The organism is Micromonospora sp. NPDC000663, from assembly GCF_042898105.1.
Taxonomy (GTDB): Bacteria; Actinomycetota; Actinomycetes; order Mycobacteriales; family Micromonosporaceae; genus Micromonospora.
The window spans coordinates 80535-96972 of sequence record NZ_JBIAYR010000002.1; the positions used below are offsets into that span (position 1 = coordinate 80535).

General features: G+C 73.6%; 12 protein-coding genes. 4 read left to right on the forward strand and 8 right to left on the reverse strand.

What is annotated here, in order from left to right:
- The first annotated feature begins 113 nt into the window (after positions 1-113).
- From ACFY1S_RS09000 to ACFY1S_RS09015, 4 genes are all read left to right on the forward strand, one after another.
- On the forward strand, positions 114-950 hold the full coding sequence (locus ACFY1S_RS09000; protein WP_387114588.1) for an MBL fold metallo-hydrolase: 837 nt from the start codon (positions 114-116) through the stop codon (positions 948-950).
- Positions 947-4531, forward strand: coding sequence for an adenylate/guanylate cyclase domain-containing protein (locus tag ACFY1S_RS09005; RefSeq protein ID WP_387114591.1), 3585 nt, complete (start codon positions 947-949; stop codon positions 4529-4531). Before ACFY1S_RS09000 ends, ACFY1S_RS09005 begins: the two co-directional genes overlap by 4 nt.
- 132 nt (positions 4532-4663) lie before the next feature.
- Positions 4664-5143, forward strand: a complete 480-nt coding sequence (locus tag ACFY1S_RS09010; RefSeq protein WP_387114594.1) for a hypothetical protein — start codon at positions 4664-4666, stop codon at positions 5141-5143.
- A gap of 30 nt (positions 5144-5173) precedes the next feature.
- The gene (locus ACFY1S_RS09015) at positions 5174-6661 is read left to right on the forward strand and encodes a serine/threonine-protein kinase (RefSeq protein ID WP_387114598.1); all 1488 of its coding nucleotides are present in this window, start codon (positions 5174-5176) and stop codon (positions 6659-6661) included.
- Here the strand turns inward: ACFY1S_RS09015 and ACFY1S_RS09020 are convergent.
- The 8 genes from ACFY1S_RS09020 to ACFY1S_RS09055 form a co-directional block, all read right to left on the reverse strand.
- On the reverse strand, positions 6648-6989 hold the full coding sequence (locus ACFY1S_RS09020; RefSeq protein ID WP_387114602.1) for a hypothetical protein: 342 nt from the start codon (positions 6987-6989) through the stop codon (positions 6648-6650). The genes ACFY1S_RS09015 and ACFY1S_RS09020 overlap by 14 nt on opposite strands.
- A gap of 129 nt (positions 6990-7118) precedes the next feature.
- Positions 7119-8282 carry an acyl-CoA dehydrogenase gene (locus tag ACFY1S_RS09025; protein ID WP_364372352.1) on the reverse strand — a complete coding sequence of 388 codons (1164 nt, stop codon included), beginning with the start codon at positions 8280-8282 and terminating at the stop codon, positions 7119-7121.
- Entirely contained in the window at positions 8282-10258 is a 1977-nt protein-coding gene (locus ACFY1S_RS09030) for a biotin carboxylase N-terminal domain-containing protein (RefSeq protein ID WP_387114606.1), read from the reverse strand. The genes ACFY1S_RS09025 and ACFY1S_RS09030 overlap by 1 nt, the downstream gene beginning before the upstream one ends.
- A 71-nt stretch (positions 10259-10329) precedes the next feature.
- A complete protein-coding gene (locus tag ACFY1S_RS09035) occupies positions 10330-11931 on the reverse strand; it encodes an acyl-CoA carboxylase subunit beta (protein WP_387114609.1) in 1602 nt (533 codons plus the stop codon).
- Positions 11928-13124: an acyl-CoA dehydrogenase family protein gene (locus tag ACFY1S_RS09040; RefSeq protein WP_387114612.1), complete on the reverse strand. Its 1197-nt coding sequence runs from the start codon at positions 13122-13124 to the stop codon at positions 11928-11930. Before ACFY1S_RS09040 ends, ACFY1S_RS09035 begins: the two co-directional genes overlap by 4 nt.
- Positions 13121-14737 carry an acyclic terpene utilization AtuA family protein gene (locus ACFY1S_RS09045; RefSeq protein ID WP_387115970.1) on the reverse strand — a complete coding sequence of 539 codons (1617 nt, stop codon included), beginning with the start codon at positions 14735-14737 and terminating at the stop codon, positions 13121-13123. Before ACFY1S_RS09045 ends, ACFY1S_RS09040 begins: the two co-directional genes overlap by 4 nt.
- Positions 14738-14793: 56 nt before the next feature.
- Entirely contained in the window at positions 14794-15591 is a 798-nt protein-coding gene (locus ACFY1S_RS09050) for a TIGR03084 family metal-binding protein (RefSeq protein WP_387114615.1), read from the reverse strand.
- 36 nt (positions 15592-15627) lie between these two features.
- Positions 15628-16278 carry a TetR/AcrR family transcriptional regulator gene (locus tag ACFY1S_RS09055; RefSeq protein WP_387114618.1) on the reverse strand — a complete coding sequence of 217 codons (651 nt, stop codon included), beginning with the start codon at positions 16276-16278 and terminating at the stop codon, positions 15628-15630.
- Positions 16279-16438: the final 160 nt, after the last annotated feature.

Here is a 16438-nt window from a genome sequence, read left to right on the forward strand (position 1 = left end):
CACAGCCGCGATCTTGCACTTTCTGCCCCGACGAATGCCCTGAAGGGGCATGAATCAGCAGCAGCAAGTGCAAGATCGCGGGGCCGGGTGACCGGGGTCGTACGATCGCAGCCATGAGCGGGCACGTGACGGGGGCGGTGGCGGCGCTTGCCGACGAGTTGCCCCGCTGGGTTTCTCTGCTGCGCGCGCCGAACCCCGGCCCGATGACCCTCGACGGCACCAACACCTGGGTGCTGCGCGCCCCGGCGGCGGAGTACGCGGTGGTGGTCGACCCGGGGCCCGCCGACGAGGGGCACCTGACCCGGATCGCCGAGCACGGCCCGATCGGGCTGGTCCTGATCACCCACGGCCACCCCGACCACACCGCGGGCTCCGCCCGGTTGAGTGACCTGCTCGGCGGAGCGCACGTCCTCGCCGTCGACCCGGCGCACACCATCGGCGGCGAGCCGCTGACCGAGGACGGCGAGCACCTGGGCGGCTACGGCCTCGACATCCGCCTGCTGAGCACCCCCGGGCACACCGCCGACTCGGCCTGCTTCCTCGTCGAGCACGACGGCGAACGGGTGGTCCTCACCGGCGACACCATTCTCGGCCGGGGCACCACAGTCGTCGCCCACCCGGACGGGCACCTCGGCGACTACCTGAGCAGCCTGGAGCTGCTGTCCGCGTACACCGGGATCCCGGCGCTGCCGGGCCACGGCCCGGCGCTGGCCGACTGCGCCGCCGCCGCCGACTTCTACCTGGCCCACCGGCGGGCCCGGCTCGACCAGGTCCGGGCGGCTGTCGACGCCGGCGCCCGTACCCCCGCCGAGGTGGTCGCGGTCGTCTACGCGGACGTGGACCGCTCGCTGTGGTGGGCTGCCGAATGGTCGGTCCGTGCCCAACTGGAGTATCTGGGCGTCGCCACCGGGGAATCCGCGCCGGGGGTCAGTGGGTTGGAGCACATGTGACCTGCCCGGTGTGCGGAACTGTCGCCGTCCCCGGCGCGCGGTTCTGCCACAACTGCGGTGCCGCGCTGCCGGCCGCCGCGACGTTGCCGGCGACCGAGCGCCGGGTGGTCACCGTGCTCTTCGGTGACCTCTCCGAGTTCACCTCCTGGTCGGAGGATCTCGACCCGGAACGCGTCGGCGCGGTCACCGACCGGGTGCTCGCGGCCCTCGCGGGTGCCGTGAAGACCTTCGGCGGGCACGTCGACAAGCTGACCGGCGACGGGATCATGGCGGTGTTCGGCGCCCCCGTGGCGCACGAGGACGACGCCGAACGCGCGGTCCGCGCCGCCCTGTCCATGCAGCGGGCGGTCCGTCGGGTGCTCGACGACGAGCGCGGCGGCGGCGCGCCGCTGGGACTCCGGGTGGGGCTCAACACCGGCGACGTCATCGCGGGCATCCAGGCCGCGATCGAGTACACGGTCATCGGCGACACGGTGAACACCGCCGCCCGGCTGGCCGACGCCGCAGCCGTCGGCGCGGTCTACGCGGGCGGGCGGACCGCCGCCGCCACCCGGCACGTCGCGTCCTGGCGGGCATTGCGCCCGCTGCGCCTGAAGGGCAAGCGGGAGCCGGTCGAGGCGTACGAGCTGCTGGGTCTGCTGGACGCGCCGGGCACCCGCTCGGGGCTCGGCGACGAGGCGCCCTACGTCGGCCGGGAGACCGAGATCGGTCGGGTGGCCGGCCGGCTCGCCGAGGTGATCGACCAGGGCGACCCGCGGGTGCTGCTGATGACGGCCGAGGCGGGTATCGGCAAGTCCCGGTTCGCGGCCGAGGTGGAGCGCCTCGCCGCCGGGTACGACGTGGGCGCCGGCCGGTACGCCGCGCACACCGGCGCCCGGGTGCTGTCGGTGCGTTGCGCCGCCTTCGGCGAGCGCCGCCGTCTCGCCCCGCTCGCCGACCTGGTCCGCGCCGCCGTCGGTCTGCCCAGCGACGCGGCCACCGCGCTGACCCGACCCGCTGTGGAGGAGCGACTGCGCCGGCTCGGCCAGCGACTCACCCGCGCCGGCGGCGAGGTGCCACCGATCGCCACGGAGCAGTTGCTCGCCCTTCTCGGCTACGCCGAACTGCCCGCGCACACGGGCACCGACAACGGTGAGTGGGGCGGCGCGGCAGCGTTGACCGCCGACGCTGAGGCGGTGCCGAACGCGGTCGCCGACCTGCTCAGCGGGCTCGCCGCCGAGGCGCCACTGGTGATCGTGGTGGACGACCTGCACGACGCGACGGCCGAGACGATCCGTGCCCTCGGGCTGACCCTGTCCCGCCTCAGCGGCCCGGTGCTGGTGCTCCTGCTGGGGCGTCCCGAGCTGGTGCGTACCGCAGGCGCGCTGACCCGGGTCGCGGACGCCGAGGTGCACTCCCTGCCGCCACTGCGCGGGGCCGACGCGGCCCGCCTGCTCACCAGCTACCTCGGTGGGGGCAAGCTGCCGCAGGCGGACGCCGACCGGCTGCTCGCCACCGCCCAGGGCAACGCGTTCTACCTGGCCGAGCTGGTCACGCTGCTCATCGAGCGCGGGGCGCTCACCACCGCCCCCGGCGCACGGGACCAGGGGTCGTCCGGCTGGCGGCTGGTTCCGGGCTCGTTGGGCAGCCGGCTGCTCTCCCGGGACCTCGCCGCCGTGCTGGCCGCCCGGATCGACGCGCTGCCGCCGGACGCCCGTTCGGTGCTGCGGGACGCCGCGGTCGTCGGCGACACGGTGCCGACAGGTGCGCTGGAGGCGCTGCGGGAGCAGCGCGCCGGCCGCGACGGGCGGCCCTCGGCGGTGGTCGCCGTGGAACTCGACAGGGCGGTGGAGGAGCTGCTGCAACGCCGGATGCTGCACCGCACGCGTTCCGGCTACGCGTTTGCGACGCCCCTGATGCGCGAGGCCGCGTACGCCGGGGTGAGCAAGGCGGAACTGGCCGAACGGCACGCCGCGCTGGCCCGGTGGGCGGCACCCGTGGACGGGGCCACCGCCGGCACGGTGGGCGGGTTCACCGAGGAGGGGCGCGACGACTTCGTGGCGACGCACGTCGAGCGGGCCGCCCGGCTCGCCGACGCGGTGAAGCTGCGTCCGGACGCGCCGGCCCGGGCGGTGGGCCCGCTCGGGGTCGCCGCCCTCGGTCGGGCCGCCCGCCGGTCGCTGTCCGCCGGGGAGCCGGCGATGGCGGTGGAGTACGCGGAACGCGCCGCCGAACTGGCCCGCGACGGGGTGCCGGCCGCCGACCGGGTCGTGCACGCACGGGCGTTGCTCCAGATCGGCCGGGTCGTCGACGCGCTCGCGTTCGCCGAGAAGATCGCCGCGAACACGGGCGACGAGGCGGTACGGGCAAGCGCTCTGCTGCTCGCCGGCCAGGCCCAGCAGACCCTCGGCGACCAGGGCCGGGCGGTGTCCGCCTGGCAGGAGGCGTTGCAGGTCGCCACGGCCGGCGGCCTGCCCACCCTGCGCGCCTCGGCGATGCGCCGGCTCGGCATGGCCGACTTCGTGGGCGGACGGTTGAGTCAGGCGAGCAGTCGGTTGGCCGCCGCGTACCAGGTGAGCCTCGGCGCGCAGGACCGACGAGGGCAGGCGTGGTCGTTGCAGAACCTGGCCTGGGTGACCACCACCCGGGGCGACTTCGCCGGCACCGACGCGGTGCTCGGCCGGGCGGCCCGGCTCTTCGCCGAGCTGAAGGACCCGTACGGGCGTGCCTGGCTGCGGGGCACCACCGCGTTCGCCCGCCTGCTCGCCGGGCGGTTGGGCGAGGCGTGCCGGCTGGCGCAGGTCTTCCTGCCCTTCGGTGAGCGGGTCGGCGAGGCGTGGGCGGTGGGCACGCTGCGCGCGGTGGCGGCGTACGCCACGGCCGAGCTGGGTGAGCTGGCCGAGGCGGACCGGGAGGCACGACGGGCGTACCGCGAGTTCGCCGCGGCGTCCGACGACTGGGGGCGTGGCTTCGCGCTGGTGGTCCGTGCCGTGGTGGCGCGCGGGCTGGGCGAGCCGGAGCACGCGGCGGACCTGCTGACCGACGCCCTGTCGTACGCCGAGTTGACGTCGCACCCGCTGCTCACCGGGATGGCCGGGACGCTACGCGGCTTCGTGGCCCTGGACATGGGGGACTGCGAGACGGCCGAGCGGGTGGCCCGTGAGGTGCTGACCGCTGTGGAGCCGCACAACCCGCAGGCGCCGGCGCAGGTCGCGCCCCGGGTGCTGCTGGCCACCGCCCGGTTGGCGGCCGGTGATCCGGCGACCGCGGTCGGTTTGCTCGCCCCGGTGGCGACAGTCGCCGCGAGCGCCCCGTCGCTGCTCTTCTCCCGCCGCCAGACGATGGCCCGGTACGCGTCGGCGCTGCTGGCGCACGGTCAGCGGGAGCAGGCGCTGGACTGGGCGCGGCGGGCGGTCACCGCACCGGCCGAGGACGTCCGCAGCCAGGTGATCGCGGCAGGTGTGCTGGCCGAGGCGCTGGCGGCCTGCGACCATCCGCAGGAGGCCCGCGCCTGCGCGGACGAGGCGGTACGCCTGGCGTACGCGACCGAGCAGCGCAGTGAACGCGCCGAGGCGGACGCCCTGCGCGCCCGTCTCTCCTGACCGGAACTCCTTGATCAACGGACCGGGGTTTCTGCCGGTTCCGGGGATGTGGTCGTCGGACCTACCGGCTAGCGTGTTGGCACCGTCGGTGGTCCACAGTGGTGATCGTCGCCGTGCCTGGGGAGGCTCTTCATGAAGCTGCCGCGTTCCATCGCGGGCTGGACCATCGCGGTCTTCGGAGTGCTGGCGCTGGTGATGGGCGCGGTCGGGCTGCTCTGGCCGGAGGCGCAGCTGCGCATGCTCGGTTTCGAGGTGCCGCAGACGCGTGCCGTCGGTGACCACACGGGCACGTTCCTGCTGGCGTCCTCGATGGCGGCGTTCAACATGGGCGTCTACTACCTGCTCGCGACTGTCACCGAGTGGCGGGTGTTCTACCGCTTCACAGTGGTCTTCCGGCTGGTCACGTTCACCGTGTTCACCATCGCCGTGCTTGCCGACATCGCGCCCGACCGGTTCTTCGGGGTGGCCGCCTGGGAGGGGCTGGGCGCGGTGGCCACCGCGATCGGTCTGCGCCTGGACGCCCGGCGGGGCGGCGTCGGGGCGGCGCCTGCCGTCGACGCGTCGGGCGACGTCGGGGACGCCGGTGCCGCTCCGGCGGACGCGGTGCGCTGAGCCGCCGGCCGGGTTGGGTATTTTCGAGCAGTGACCGACACCCCGACCGGAGGTTTGCCGGTGCCGAACGTGCCCGGCCTGACCGATCTGCGGGTGTTTGCCCGGGGTGGTTACGCGACCGTCTACCAGGCCACCCAGATCTCGGTCGGCCGCGAGGTCGCCGTCAAGGTGGAGAACCGGACGCTCGACAACGAGCGGGACCAGGCCCGCTTCCTGCGTGAGGCGCGGGCGGCCGGCCGGATGTCGTCGCACCCGCACGTCGTGGATCTCTTCGACGTCGGGGTCACCGTCGACCAGCACCCCTACCTGATCATGGAACTCTGCGACGGGTCGTACGCCGAACGGATGCGCACCTCGCCGCTCGGCCCGGTGGAGACCCGCGACCTCGGCATGAAGATCGCCGACGCGCTCGCCCACTCGCACGCCGCCGGGGTGCTGCACCGGGACGTCAAGCCGGCAAACATCCTCTACTCGAACTTCAACTCCGCGGTGCTCGCCGACTTCGGGCTGGCCGTGCTCGCGGAGCACCGGGACGCCTCGGTGACCATGGAGGTGCTCACCCCGGCGTACGCGCCGCCGGAGATGTTCAGCCACAGCCCGCCGTCCCCCGCCGTCGACGTGTACGCGCTCTGCGCCACCCTCTACGCGGTGATGCACGGCCGGCCGCCGCGCTGGCAGTCCGAGCGCAATCCCAGCCTGGTCACCGTGCTGGAGATGTTCAACCAGCCGCTCCCCGGCCTGCCCGGCGTACCGGACGAGCTGATCGACGTGCTGCGCGCCGGCATGGCCAACGACCCGGCCGAGCGGCCCTCCGCCCTCGAACTGCACGAGATGCTCGCCGGCCTTCCCCTCGGCCCGCCGGTCAGTGGCGCTCCGGTCAGCGGAGGCGCCTACTCCGGCCCGTACCTGGCCAGCCAGCCGTTGCCCCGACCTGTCGTGGAGGACACCCAGCCGGCGGCCCCCGCCGGCCGGCGCTGGCGACGGCGCTGGTTCCTCGGCGGCGCGGGTGCGCTCGCGCTCGCCGCCTCGGCCACCGCAGGTGCCTGGGTGGCCGGCAGTGCGCCGCCGCCCGGGCCGTCCCCCTCCGCCAGCCAGGTCGCCGCACTGGCCACCGGGCCGCTGCCGGGCTGCACGACAAGCGCCGGCGCGCCGACCGCCCTGCCCGGCGGCGCCCGCTGTCTGCCCGAGCTGGAGTGCTTCGGCCCGATGCGGATCCGTGGGAGCCGCGCCGAGGCGGCCCGCGTATCGTGCGCCGGCCCGCACACCTGGGAGACCTACGCCGAGGGTCTGCTGCCGGTGTCGCTGGTCGGCGCCGAGTACGACGAGGTGGTCGCCGCCGAGCCGGTACGGCAGGTGTGCAGCGCCACCACCTTCCGGTTGACCACCGGGATCGCCGAGGCGAGCGGTTGGCACCTGGAGGTGCTGCCGCCCGTCGAGGGCAGCGTCGACCGCGCCTACCGGTGTCTGGCCGGGAAGGGCGTGAACGCGCTAAGCGCGCCCACCCTCACCGATCGCTGAGCCCGCCCGACCCTCGCCGCCTGTCCCGCACCGCGCGCAACGCGTCCCGGCTGTCCAGCGCGTCGAGGGTGTCGGCGTCGAGGCCGTAGGGCATCAGCTCGGGCGGTCCGGCCGCCAGCGGGCGCTCGGCCGGCTCGGGGGCGTCGTCCTGCCGGGCTGCCGAGGCGGCCACTCCGGCGACCATGGCCAACAGGACGCAGAGCAGTGCGAGCACCACGCCCACCAGATCCTGGCGTCGCCAGACGGCAAGCGTGACCAGCGGCGCGAGGGCTCCCAGCCCCGCGACCACCGCCACCGTCCGCGCATCGGGCCTGGGCAGTCGACTCACCCCTCCAGCATGTCCGGCTCCGGTCGACTGTCAACCGCAGAGCCGACCGACGCGCCGGTCGTCCGGCCGCCCCGACGTGCCCGGCGCGTACGCACGCAGTGGAGCCGAGCCTGGGCTTACCCGCCCCGCTCAGTAGGACTTGTCCTGACCCAGGACGTGTTGGGCGACGAAGTTGAGGATCATCTCGCGGCTGACCGGGGCGATGCGACCGGCCCGGACCGCGCCGAGCAGGGTCGCCACCCCGTACTCGGTGGTCATGCCCGCCCCGCCCAGCGCCTGGACGGCGGTGTCCACGGCGAGTGCGGCGGCCTCCCCGGCCGCGTACTTGGCCATGTTGCCGGCCACTCCGGCCTCCAGGTCACGGCCGGCGTCGTACAGGGTCGCCGCCTTCTGGATCATGAGGCGGGCCAGTTCCACCTGCACTGCCGCGTGGGCGAGGGGATGTGACACGCCCTGGTGCGTGCCGATGCTCCGGCCACCCCAGACCTTGCGGGTGGCGGTGTAGTCGCTGGCCCGCTCGATGGCGTACCGGCCGGTGCCGGCGCCCATCGCGGCGACAGTGATCCGCTCCGGGTTCAGCCCGGCGAAGAGCGCCGGCAGGCCGGCGTCGAGCGACTCGCCGAGCAGTGCGTCGGCGGGCACCCGCACGTCGTCCAGGTAGAGCAGGAACTGGTTCTCCGGGGACACGATCTCCATGTCCAGCTTGGACCGGGTCAGCCCGGCGGCGTCGGTCGGCACCAGGAAGAGCGCCGGCTTCAGCTTGCCGGTGGAGGAATCCTCGGTACGGGCCACCACCAGCACGTGACCGGCCTCGTCGACCCCCGAGATGTAGCACTTGCGGCCGTTGAGCAGCCAACCGTCGCCGTCACGTCGGGCCACTGTGCTCAGGCGGTGGAAGTTGGAGCCGGCGTCCGGCTCGGTGATCGCGAAGACGATCTTCTGGGTGCCGTCGGCGAGGCCTGGCAGGTGCCGTTTGCGCTGCTCCTCGGTGCCGTGCCGGGCGAGCACCGTGGCGGCGATGGCGGGGGAGACCACAAGCAGCAGCAGCGGGCAGCCGGCCGCGGCCAGCTCCTCGCAGACGATTGCCAGCTCGGTGATGCCGCCGCCCCCGCCGCCGTACTCGGTGGGGATGTTGACCCCCAGGTAGCCGAGCTGTCCCGCCTCGGCCCACAGCTCGGTGGTGTGCTCGCCGGCCTTGGCCTTCTCGACGAAGTAGCTGTGGCCGTAGCGGCGGCCCAACGCCCTGACGGCGTCGCGCAGCTGGTCCTGCTCGGGGGTGAGGTCGAAGGTCATCAGGGGTTCTCCTCGGCGTTGTCGATGACGGCCAGCACGGCACCGGTACGTACCTGACCGCCGGCCGGCACCGGCAGTTCGGCGACCACTCCGTCGATCGGGGCGACCACGGGGTGCTCCAACTTCATCGCTTCAAGCGTGAGCAGCGGTTCGCCGGCCGAGACCCGCTGGCCGACCTCGACGTGCACCCGGGTCACCGCGCCGGGCAGCGGCGCGAGCAGCGACCCGGCCGCCAGCTCCGCCGTGGGCAGCGGGAGACGCGGCAGCTCGGTGAGGCTCGCCGCCCCGTCCGGGCCGTCCACGAAGACCTCCGACCCCATCCGGTGTACGCGGTACGCGCGGCGAACCCCGTCGACGTCGAGCACCACCCGGCCCGGGGTGGCCTCGACGAGCGCCACTGTCAGGTCGGCGATGCCGGGGTCGGCGGACCATTCGGCGAGGGCGCCCGTGCGGTCGAGCCGGTAGCGGACCTCGATCTCGCCGTCCGGGCCTGTGAAGCGGGTGACCTGCGGGACGGCCGGCACGTTGCGCCAGCCGGACGGCAACCCGGCCAGGACCCGGGCCTCGGCGCGACGGCCGGCGGCCGAGGCGAGCGCCGCCGCGAGCGCGACCACCGGAAGCTGACCGGCGGGCAGCAGCGGCGCGAAGACCTCGGAGTGCCGGTCCAGGAAACCCGTGTCGATCTCGACGGCGGCGAACGCGGGGCTGCGCAGCACCCGGACCAGCAGGTCCCGGTTCGTGGTCACCCCGTGCAGCTCGGCCCGGGCCAGCGCGCCGGCCAGCAGCCGGCTCGCCTCGGTGCGGGTACGACCCCAGGCCACGAGCTTCGCCACCATCGAGTCGTAGTGCACGCCTACCACCGAGCCGGCCACCACACCCGAGTCGAGCCGCAGGCCCGGCCCGCTCAGCCCGCCGAACTCGGCCGCCACCTGGGGGACGGCGAACCGGTGCAGGGTGCCGGCGGCCGGGCGCCAGCCCGCCGACGCGTCCTCGGCGCAGAGCCGTACCTCGATCGCGTGGCCGGTGCTCGCGCCGAGGGTCGCCGGAAGCGGCTGACCCTCGGCGACGAGCAGTTGCAGACCCACCAGGTCCAGTCCGGTGCACAGCTCGGTGACCGGGTGCTCCACCTGGAGTCGCGTGTTCATCTCCAGGAAGAAGAACTCGCCGCCCGGGGCGAGCAGGAACTCCACGGTGCCGGCGCCCAGGTAGTCCACGGCCCGCCCGGCGGCCACCGCCGCCTCGTGCAACGCCGTCCGCACCGACTCCGGTACGACCGCCGGCGCCTCCTCGACGATCTTCTGGTGCCGGCGCTGGATCGAGCACTCCCGGTCACCCAGGGACACCACCCGGCCCTCGGCGTCGCCGAAGATCTGCACCTCGACGTGCCGGCCGCGCTCGACGTACCTCTCGATGAAGACCGTGCCGTCGCCGAACGCCGCAGCGGCCTCGCGGCCCGCCGAGGCGACAGCCTCGGCCAGCCCGTCGGTGTCCCGGACGATCCGCATCCCCCGCCCGCCGCCGCCGGCGGACGCCTTCACCAGCACCGGAAAATCGGTCACGTCGGCGGTGTCGGTCCAGCTCGGCAGCATCGGCACGCCCGCCTCGGCGAGCAGCGTCTTCGCCGCCAGCTTGTCGCCCATCGCCGCGATCACCTTGGCCGGCGGGCCCACCCAGGTCAGCCCCGCGTCGGTCACCGCCGCCGCGAACTCGGCGTTCTCCGCGAGGAACCCGTAACCCGGGTGGACGGCGTCCGCGCCGCTGCGCCGGGCCGCCTCCAGGATCAGATCGACCCGAAGGTACGTCTCGGTGGGCGTGTCCCCGGGCAGCCGGACCGCCTGGTCGGCTTCGGCCACGAACGGCGCGTCCGCGTCCGCGTCCGAGTGCACGGCTACCGTCTCCACGCCGAGCGCCCGGCAGGTCGCGAAGACCCGGCGGGCGATCTCCCCCCGGTTGGCGACGAGTAATCTCGAAATCACTGAGCCTGCCCTTCGTTCGCGACTGCCGGACTCCGCTTCGCTGTGTTCCTCGTGCTCACCGGACCAGCCCCCTACATCCGGAAGACGCCGAAACCGTCGGCGCCCTTCACCGGGCCGTTGTGGATCGCCGAGAGGCAGAGCCCGAGGACGGTCCGCGTGTCCCGGGGATCGATCACGCCGTCGTCGTAGAGCCGGCCGGAGAGGAACAGCGCGCCGGACTGCGACTCGATCTGCTGCTCGACCATCATCCGCATGGCCGCGTCGGACTCCTCGTCGTAGTCGCGCCCACGAGCGGCGGCGGCCTGCCGGGCCACGATGGACAGCACTCCGGCCAACTGCGCCGGTCCCATCACGGCCGACTTCGCGTTCGGCCAGGTGAACAGGAACCTCGGCTCGTACGCCCGGCCGCACATGCCGTAGTTGCCGGCACCGTACGAGGCACCCAGGTTGACAGTCAGGTGCGGCACGGTCGAGTTCGACACCGCGTTGATCATCAGGGCGCCGTGCTTGATGATGCCGCGCTGCTCGTACTCGGTGCCGACCATGTAGCCGGTGGTGTTCTGCAGGAAGATCAGCGGAGTGTCGGAGGCGTTCGCGAGCTGGATGAACTGGGCCGCCTTCTGCGCCTCCTCGCTGAACAGCACCCCCCGGGCGTTGGCCAGCACACCGACCGGGTAGCCGTGCAGCTCCCCCCAGCCGGTGACGAGCGCGTCCCCGTACGCCGGCTTGAACTCGTCGAAGTCACTGCCGTCCAGGATCCGGGCCAGCACCTCACGCGGGTCGAACGGCACCTTCAGATCGGCGCTGGCGATGCCGAGCAGCTCCTCCGGGTCGTACTTGGGTGGCTGCGGGACGGCCGTACGCGGCAGCGGGCCGTGCTTGCGCCAGTTCAACCGTCGTACGCACTGCCGGGCCAGCCGGATGCCGTCCCGCTCGTCGGCGGCCAGGTGGTCGGCGAGCCCGGACGTGCCGGCGTGCATCGCCGCGCCGCCAAGCGACTCGTCGTCGGTGACCTCACCGGTGGCCATCTTCACCAGCGGCGGTCCCGCCAGGTAGACCTGCGACCGGTCCCGAATCATGATCACGTGGTCGGACATCCCCGGCACGTACGCGCCACCTGCCGTGGCGTTGCCGAAGACCACGCTTACCGTGGGGATGCCCGCCGCCGAGAGCCGGGTCAGGTCCCGGAACACCCGGCCACCCGGGATGAAGATCTCCGCCTGGGTGGGCAGGTCCGCACCGGCCGACTCGACCAGGTTGACCATCGGCAGCCGGTTGGCCAGGGCGATCTCGCCGGCCCGCCGGGTCTTGGCGAGCGACCACGGGTTGACCGCGCCACCCCGGACCGTCGGGTCGTTGGCGACGATCAGGCACTCCACACCCTCGACCACACCGATGCCGGTGACCACGCTGGCCCCCACCGGGAAGTCAGTGCCGTACGCGGCGACAGGCGACAACTCCAGGAACGGGCTGTCCGCGTCCACAAGCAGTTCGATCCGCTCCCGGGGGAGCAGCTTGCCGCGCTTGTGGTGCCGGGTGACGTACTTCTCGCCGCCGCCCGCCCGGGCCTGGTCCAACGCGGTGTCCAGCTCGGCCAGCCGTTCCAACAACGCGGTCCGGTTCGCCGCGTACCCGGGCGCGGACCTGTCGATCGCGCTGTCCAGGATGCTCATAGACCCATGCCCTTCGCGATGATCTCGTTCATGATCTCCGTGGCGCCGCCGCCGATGCCGAGGATCCGGGCGTCGCGGTAGTGCCGTTCCACCTCGGCGTCGCGCAGGTAGCCGAACCCGCCGTGCAGCTGCAACGCCTGGTCGACGACCTGGTCGCAGGCGGCCACCGCGACGTTCTTCGCCATCGCCACCTCGGTCACGACCGGCTCGCCGGCCGCCACCCGCACGGCCACCTCGTGCACGTACGCCCGGGCCGCCTCGGTTCGGGTGTGCATCTCGGCCAGCCGGTGCCGGATCACCTGCCGGCTGGCCAGCGGACGCCCGAAGGTCTCCCGGTCCCGGCACCAGCGCGTGGCCAGCTCGACGCAGCGCTGCGCGGTGGCGTACGCCTGGGTGGCCAGCGAGAGCCGTTCCGCGGCGAAGTTCTGCATGATCGCCAGGAAGCCGGTGTCCTCCGCGCCGATCCGGTTGGCCACCGGCACCCGCACGTCGACGAAGGACAGCTCGGCGGTGTCCGAGCAGTGCCAGCCCAGCTTCTCCAGCCGGCGTCCCACGGTGAACCCGGGGCTGTCCTTGTCGATGACCAGCAGGGTGAGGGAGCCGCTGCCGGGGAAGTCGGTGCAGACCGCGGTGGTCACGAAGTCGGCCCGATGCCCGCTGGTGATGTACGTCTTCGACCCGTTCACCACGTAGTGGTCGCCGTCGCGGCGGGCGGTGGTACGGATGCCCGCCACGTCGGAACCGCCGTCCGGCTCGGTGATGGCAAGGGCGCCGATCATCGTGCCGGCCAGGGTGGGCCTGACGTACCGCTGGACCAGGTCGTCGTCGCCGGGCGCGGAGGTGCCGCCGAGCCGGCCGCCCAACGAGCCGCCGATGCCCACGCCCGCCGCAGCGACCATGTGCGGCAGCGCGATACCGTGCGTGAACAGGGCCGCGATCAGGCCGGACGAGCCGCCGGAGCGGATCACCTCCTCGGTCACGATGATCGAGTCCAGCAGGTCACCGCCGCTGCCTCCCACCGACTCGGGGAAGCCGATGCCGAGCAGGCCGATCTTCGCGGCTGTCTCGTGCAGGGCGCGGGGCACCTCGCCGGCCCGCTCCCAGTCGTCCAGGTGCGGCAGCACCTCCCGGGTCACGAAAGCCCGGGTCAGCTCGCGCAGTTGCCGGCGTTCGGGTGTGTCCACGATGCTCATCGGCCAGCTCCCGTCGGCACGTCGGCCGGCAGGTCGACGATCCGGGCGCGCAGCAGCTCACCGAGCGCCTTGGCCTGCGGGTCGAACCGGGTGGACGCGGCCACTCCCGCCCCGAGCAGGCCCTCGATCACGAAGTTGACAGCGCGCAGGTTCGGCAGCTCGTAGCGCCGTACCGTCAGCGGCCCGGTCTCCGGCAGCAGTTCGGCCAGCCGCTCCACGGTCAACCAGGCGCGCAGCCACGCGTACCCGGCGTCGGAGCGCGCCCAGACACCGAGGTTGGCGTCCCCGCCCTTGTCCCCGGAGCGCGCGCCGACCAGCTCGCCGAGCGGGCCGCGCCGGGTCGGACCGTCCACCGCCGCCGCGTCGCCGGGGACCGTCTCGTCCCCGGAGGTGGCGGCGGTACGGATCGGCGGGGCGATCGGCACCCGCGAGCCGTCGGGCAGCACCGCGACGTGCGTGACGTCGTCCTGTGGGATGTCGTAGGAGGTGAACACGCCGTACGGTGTCGCGTCGCCCGGCAGGGTGGTCAGCGTGCATCCCGGGTACGAGGCCAACGCCAGTTCCACAGCCGCGGCCGAGAACGCCCGCCCGGCCCGCGCCTTGTCACTGTCGCGCAGGTGTACGTGCAGCAGTGCGCTCGCGGCCTCGGTGTCGGCGGCGTCCGGGTGGTCGGTGCGGGCGAGCGTGAATTCCAGCCCGTCCTTGCCCACCGCCTCCTCGATCTGCCCCCGGACCAGCGCCGCCTTCGCCTCGATGTCCAGTCCGCAGAGGACGAAGGTCATCGAGTTGCGGAACCCTCCGAGGTTGTTGACGCCGACCTTGAGCGTGGGCGGTGGCGGCGTGCCACGGACACCGGAGACCCGGACCCGGTCCGGCCCCTCGGCTCGCAGCGTCACAGTGTCCAACCTGGTGGTCACGTCCGGCCCCAGGTACGCCGGCCCGCCGATCTCGTAGAGCAGTTGGGCGGTGACCGTCTCGACGGTGACCGCGCCGCCGGTGCCCTGGTGTTTGGTGAGCACGGTGGAGCCGTCCGGGTACACCTCGGCGATGGGGAAGCCGGGGCGGCGCCCGCCGTCGGGCAGTTCGGTGAAGAAGCTGAAGTTGCCGCCGGTGACCTGCGCTCCGCACTCCACGAGATGTCCCGCGACTGTCGCCCCGGCCAGCTCGTCGAGGTCGTCGCGGCTCCACCCGTAACGGGCGATGGCCGGACCGACGACAAGCGACGCGTCGGTCACCCGCCCGGTGACCACCACGTCCGCTCCACCGTCGAGGCAGGCGGCGATGCCGTACGCGCCGAGGTAGGCGTTGGCGGTCAGCGCGTCCGGCCGCCCGATGGCGTCACCCTCGACGTACCCGACCCGGGCGGGCAGGCCCAGCCGGGCGGCGAGGGTCTCGATGGCCGAGGCCAGGCCGGCGGGGTTCAGTCCGCCGGCGTTCGTCACGATCCGTACCCCCCGGTCGAGGGCGGTGCCGAGGCAGGTCTCCATCTGGCGCAGGAACGTCTTCGCGTAGCCGAGGTCGGGGTCGCGCAGCCGGTCCCGACCGAGGATCAGCATGGTCAGCTCGGCCAGGTAGTCGCCGGTCAGGACGTCCAGTTCGCCGCCGTCGAGCATCTCCCGCCAGGCGGTGAACCGGTCGCCGTAGAAGCCGGAGGCGTTGCCGATGCGGATCACGCCCGTACCCCGTTCGCGCTGGTCGGCTCGCGGCCGTCGCCAGGCGGCCCGGCGAAGGCCTGCGCCACGTCGAGCCACTCGTCGGCGACCGGGCCGGTGGCCAGCAGGGCGAGGTCCGCGCGGTGGCGGCGCTGGGTGACCAGCAGGCAGAAGTCCCGGGCCGGGCCGCTCACCCGGTCGGCGGCGTCCACCGGCCCCCAGGTCCACGTGTCGCCGTCGGGCGCGATCAGCTCGACCCGGACCGGCGTCGTGGGCGCCTCCCGGCCGTGGGCGGCGAAACCGTGCCCGAGGGTACGCACACCCAGGTGCGCGACGTGCCGGAGCCGGTCGGTGGTGGGGCGGACGACGCCGAGCGTGTCGGCCACGTCCTCACCGTGTGCCCAGGTCTCCATGAGCCGGGCAGTGGCCATCGAGGTGGGCGACATCCGGGTGCCGTACCAGGGCAGCTTCGTTCCGGCCGGGACGGCGGCCAGGGCGTCGACGAGTGCCGCCCGCCCGGCGCGCCAGCGGTCGAGCAGCTCGGCCGGGGGTGCCAGGAATTCCTCCGCACCTACGTCCACCATCCGGGTCACGTCCGGCGCGGAGGTCACCGTCGCGTAGAACGCCTCCGCGTCGGTGGCGGCCAGCAGCGCCACGTGGTCGGTCCAGGCGAGGTGGGCGATCTGGTGCCCGATGCTCCAACCCGCCGCCGGGGTCGGCCGGGCCCAGTCGGTTGCGGGCAGCGGGGCCACCAGGGAGTCGAGGCCGGCGGACTCGTCGGCCAGGTCCGTGAGTAGGTCGGAGAGGTCGACCATGGTGCCTCCGGTGGGTGGGGCCGGTGCGGCCGGCGGTCAGGGCGTGAGCAGGGTGGCGAGTTGTCGCTTCCAGGTGGTCAGCAGGGCGGTGCGGCGGGCCGAGTCGTCGCTGAGCAGGTTGGCCACCCCGAGCCCGCGCAGGAGGTCGAGGGTCGCCTGGACCGCCTCGCGGACGCCGGGTCGGCGCTCGTCGACATCGAGCAGGGAGACGGTGAGGCGGTGCATCTCCCGGCCGACTGTCGCCTCCAGCGGCACCAGGGCGTCCCGGAGCTCCCGATCGGTGCGGGCGGCGACCCAGAGCTCGAGCGCGGCCACGAAGAGCGGCCCGGTGAACGCCGCCCCGAGCAGGTCGACCACGCGGTCCAACCGTTGCGGGCCGGCCGGCATTGCCTCGGCCTCGGTGCGCAGCTCGTCGGCCCGTCGCTCGGCGAGGTGGGCCACGGCGGCCGTCACCAGCGCCGCCTTCGTCGGGTAGTGGTGCAACTGGGCGCCCCGCGAGACACCGGCCCGGGCGGCGACCACTGTGGTGGTGGTGCCGGACCAGCCGTGCTCCACCAGGCAGTCGACTGTCGCCTCCAGCAGCCGGGCCCGGGTGGCGCGGCTGCGCTCCTGCTGAGGAACCCGCGTCGCGCCGGCAGACGTCGCGGTGGCAGACGTCGCGGTGGCAGATGTTGATGCGGTGGACACGGCAACAGCGTGCGGCCTCCGAAACAAACAGTCAAGACTGACTTTTTGTGGCCGGCTCGATGATCGTGCTCGGATCGAGCCGACCTCGGGTGCCCTCCAACACCCCTGTCGAGCTGCCCCGCAAGTGGGGTAACGACAGCGCACATCTGCCACTCCCGGG

What these genes read in the sequence shown, in the direction of transcription:
- ACFY1S_RS09045 (WP_387115970.1), bottom strand. Translation starts at nt 14,737, where the DNA reads ATGCTCGACGGCGGCGAACTGGACGTCCTGACCGGCGACTACCTGGCC.
- ACFY1S_RS09035 (WP_387114609.1), bottom strand. Translation starts at nt 11,931, where the DNA reads ATGAGCATCCTGGACAGCGCGATCGACAGGTCCGCGCCCGGGTACGCG.
- ACFY1S_RS09010 (WP_387114594.1), top strand. Translation starts at nt 4,664, where the DNA reads ATGAAGCTGCCGCGTTCCATCGCGGGCTGGACCATCGCGGTCTTCGGA.
- ACFY1S_RS09050 (WP_387114615.1), bottom strand. Translation starts at nt 15,591, where the DNA reads ATGGTCGACCTCTCCGACCTACTCACGGACCTGGCCGACGAGTCCGCC.
- ACFY1S_RS09025 (WP_364372352.1), bottom strand. Translation starts at nt 8,282, where the DNA reads ATGACCTTCGACCTCACCCCCGAGCAGGACCAGCTGCGCGACGCCGTC.
- ACFY1S_RS09000 (WP_387114588.1), top strand. Translation starts at nt 114, where the DNA reads ATGAGCGGGCACGTGACGGGGGCGGTGGCGGCGCTTGCCGACGAGTTG.
- ACFY1S_RS09040 (WP_387114612.1), bottom strand. Translation starts at nt 13,124, where the DNA reads ATGAGCATCGTGGACACACCCGAACGCCGGCAACTGCGCGAGCTGACC.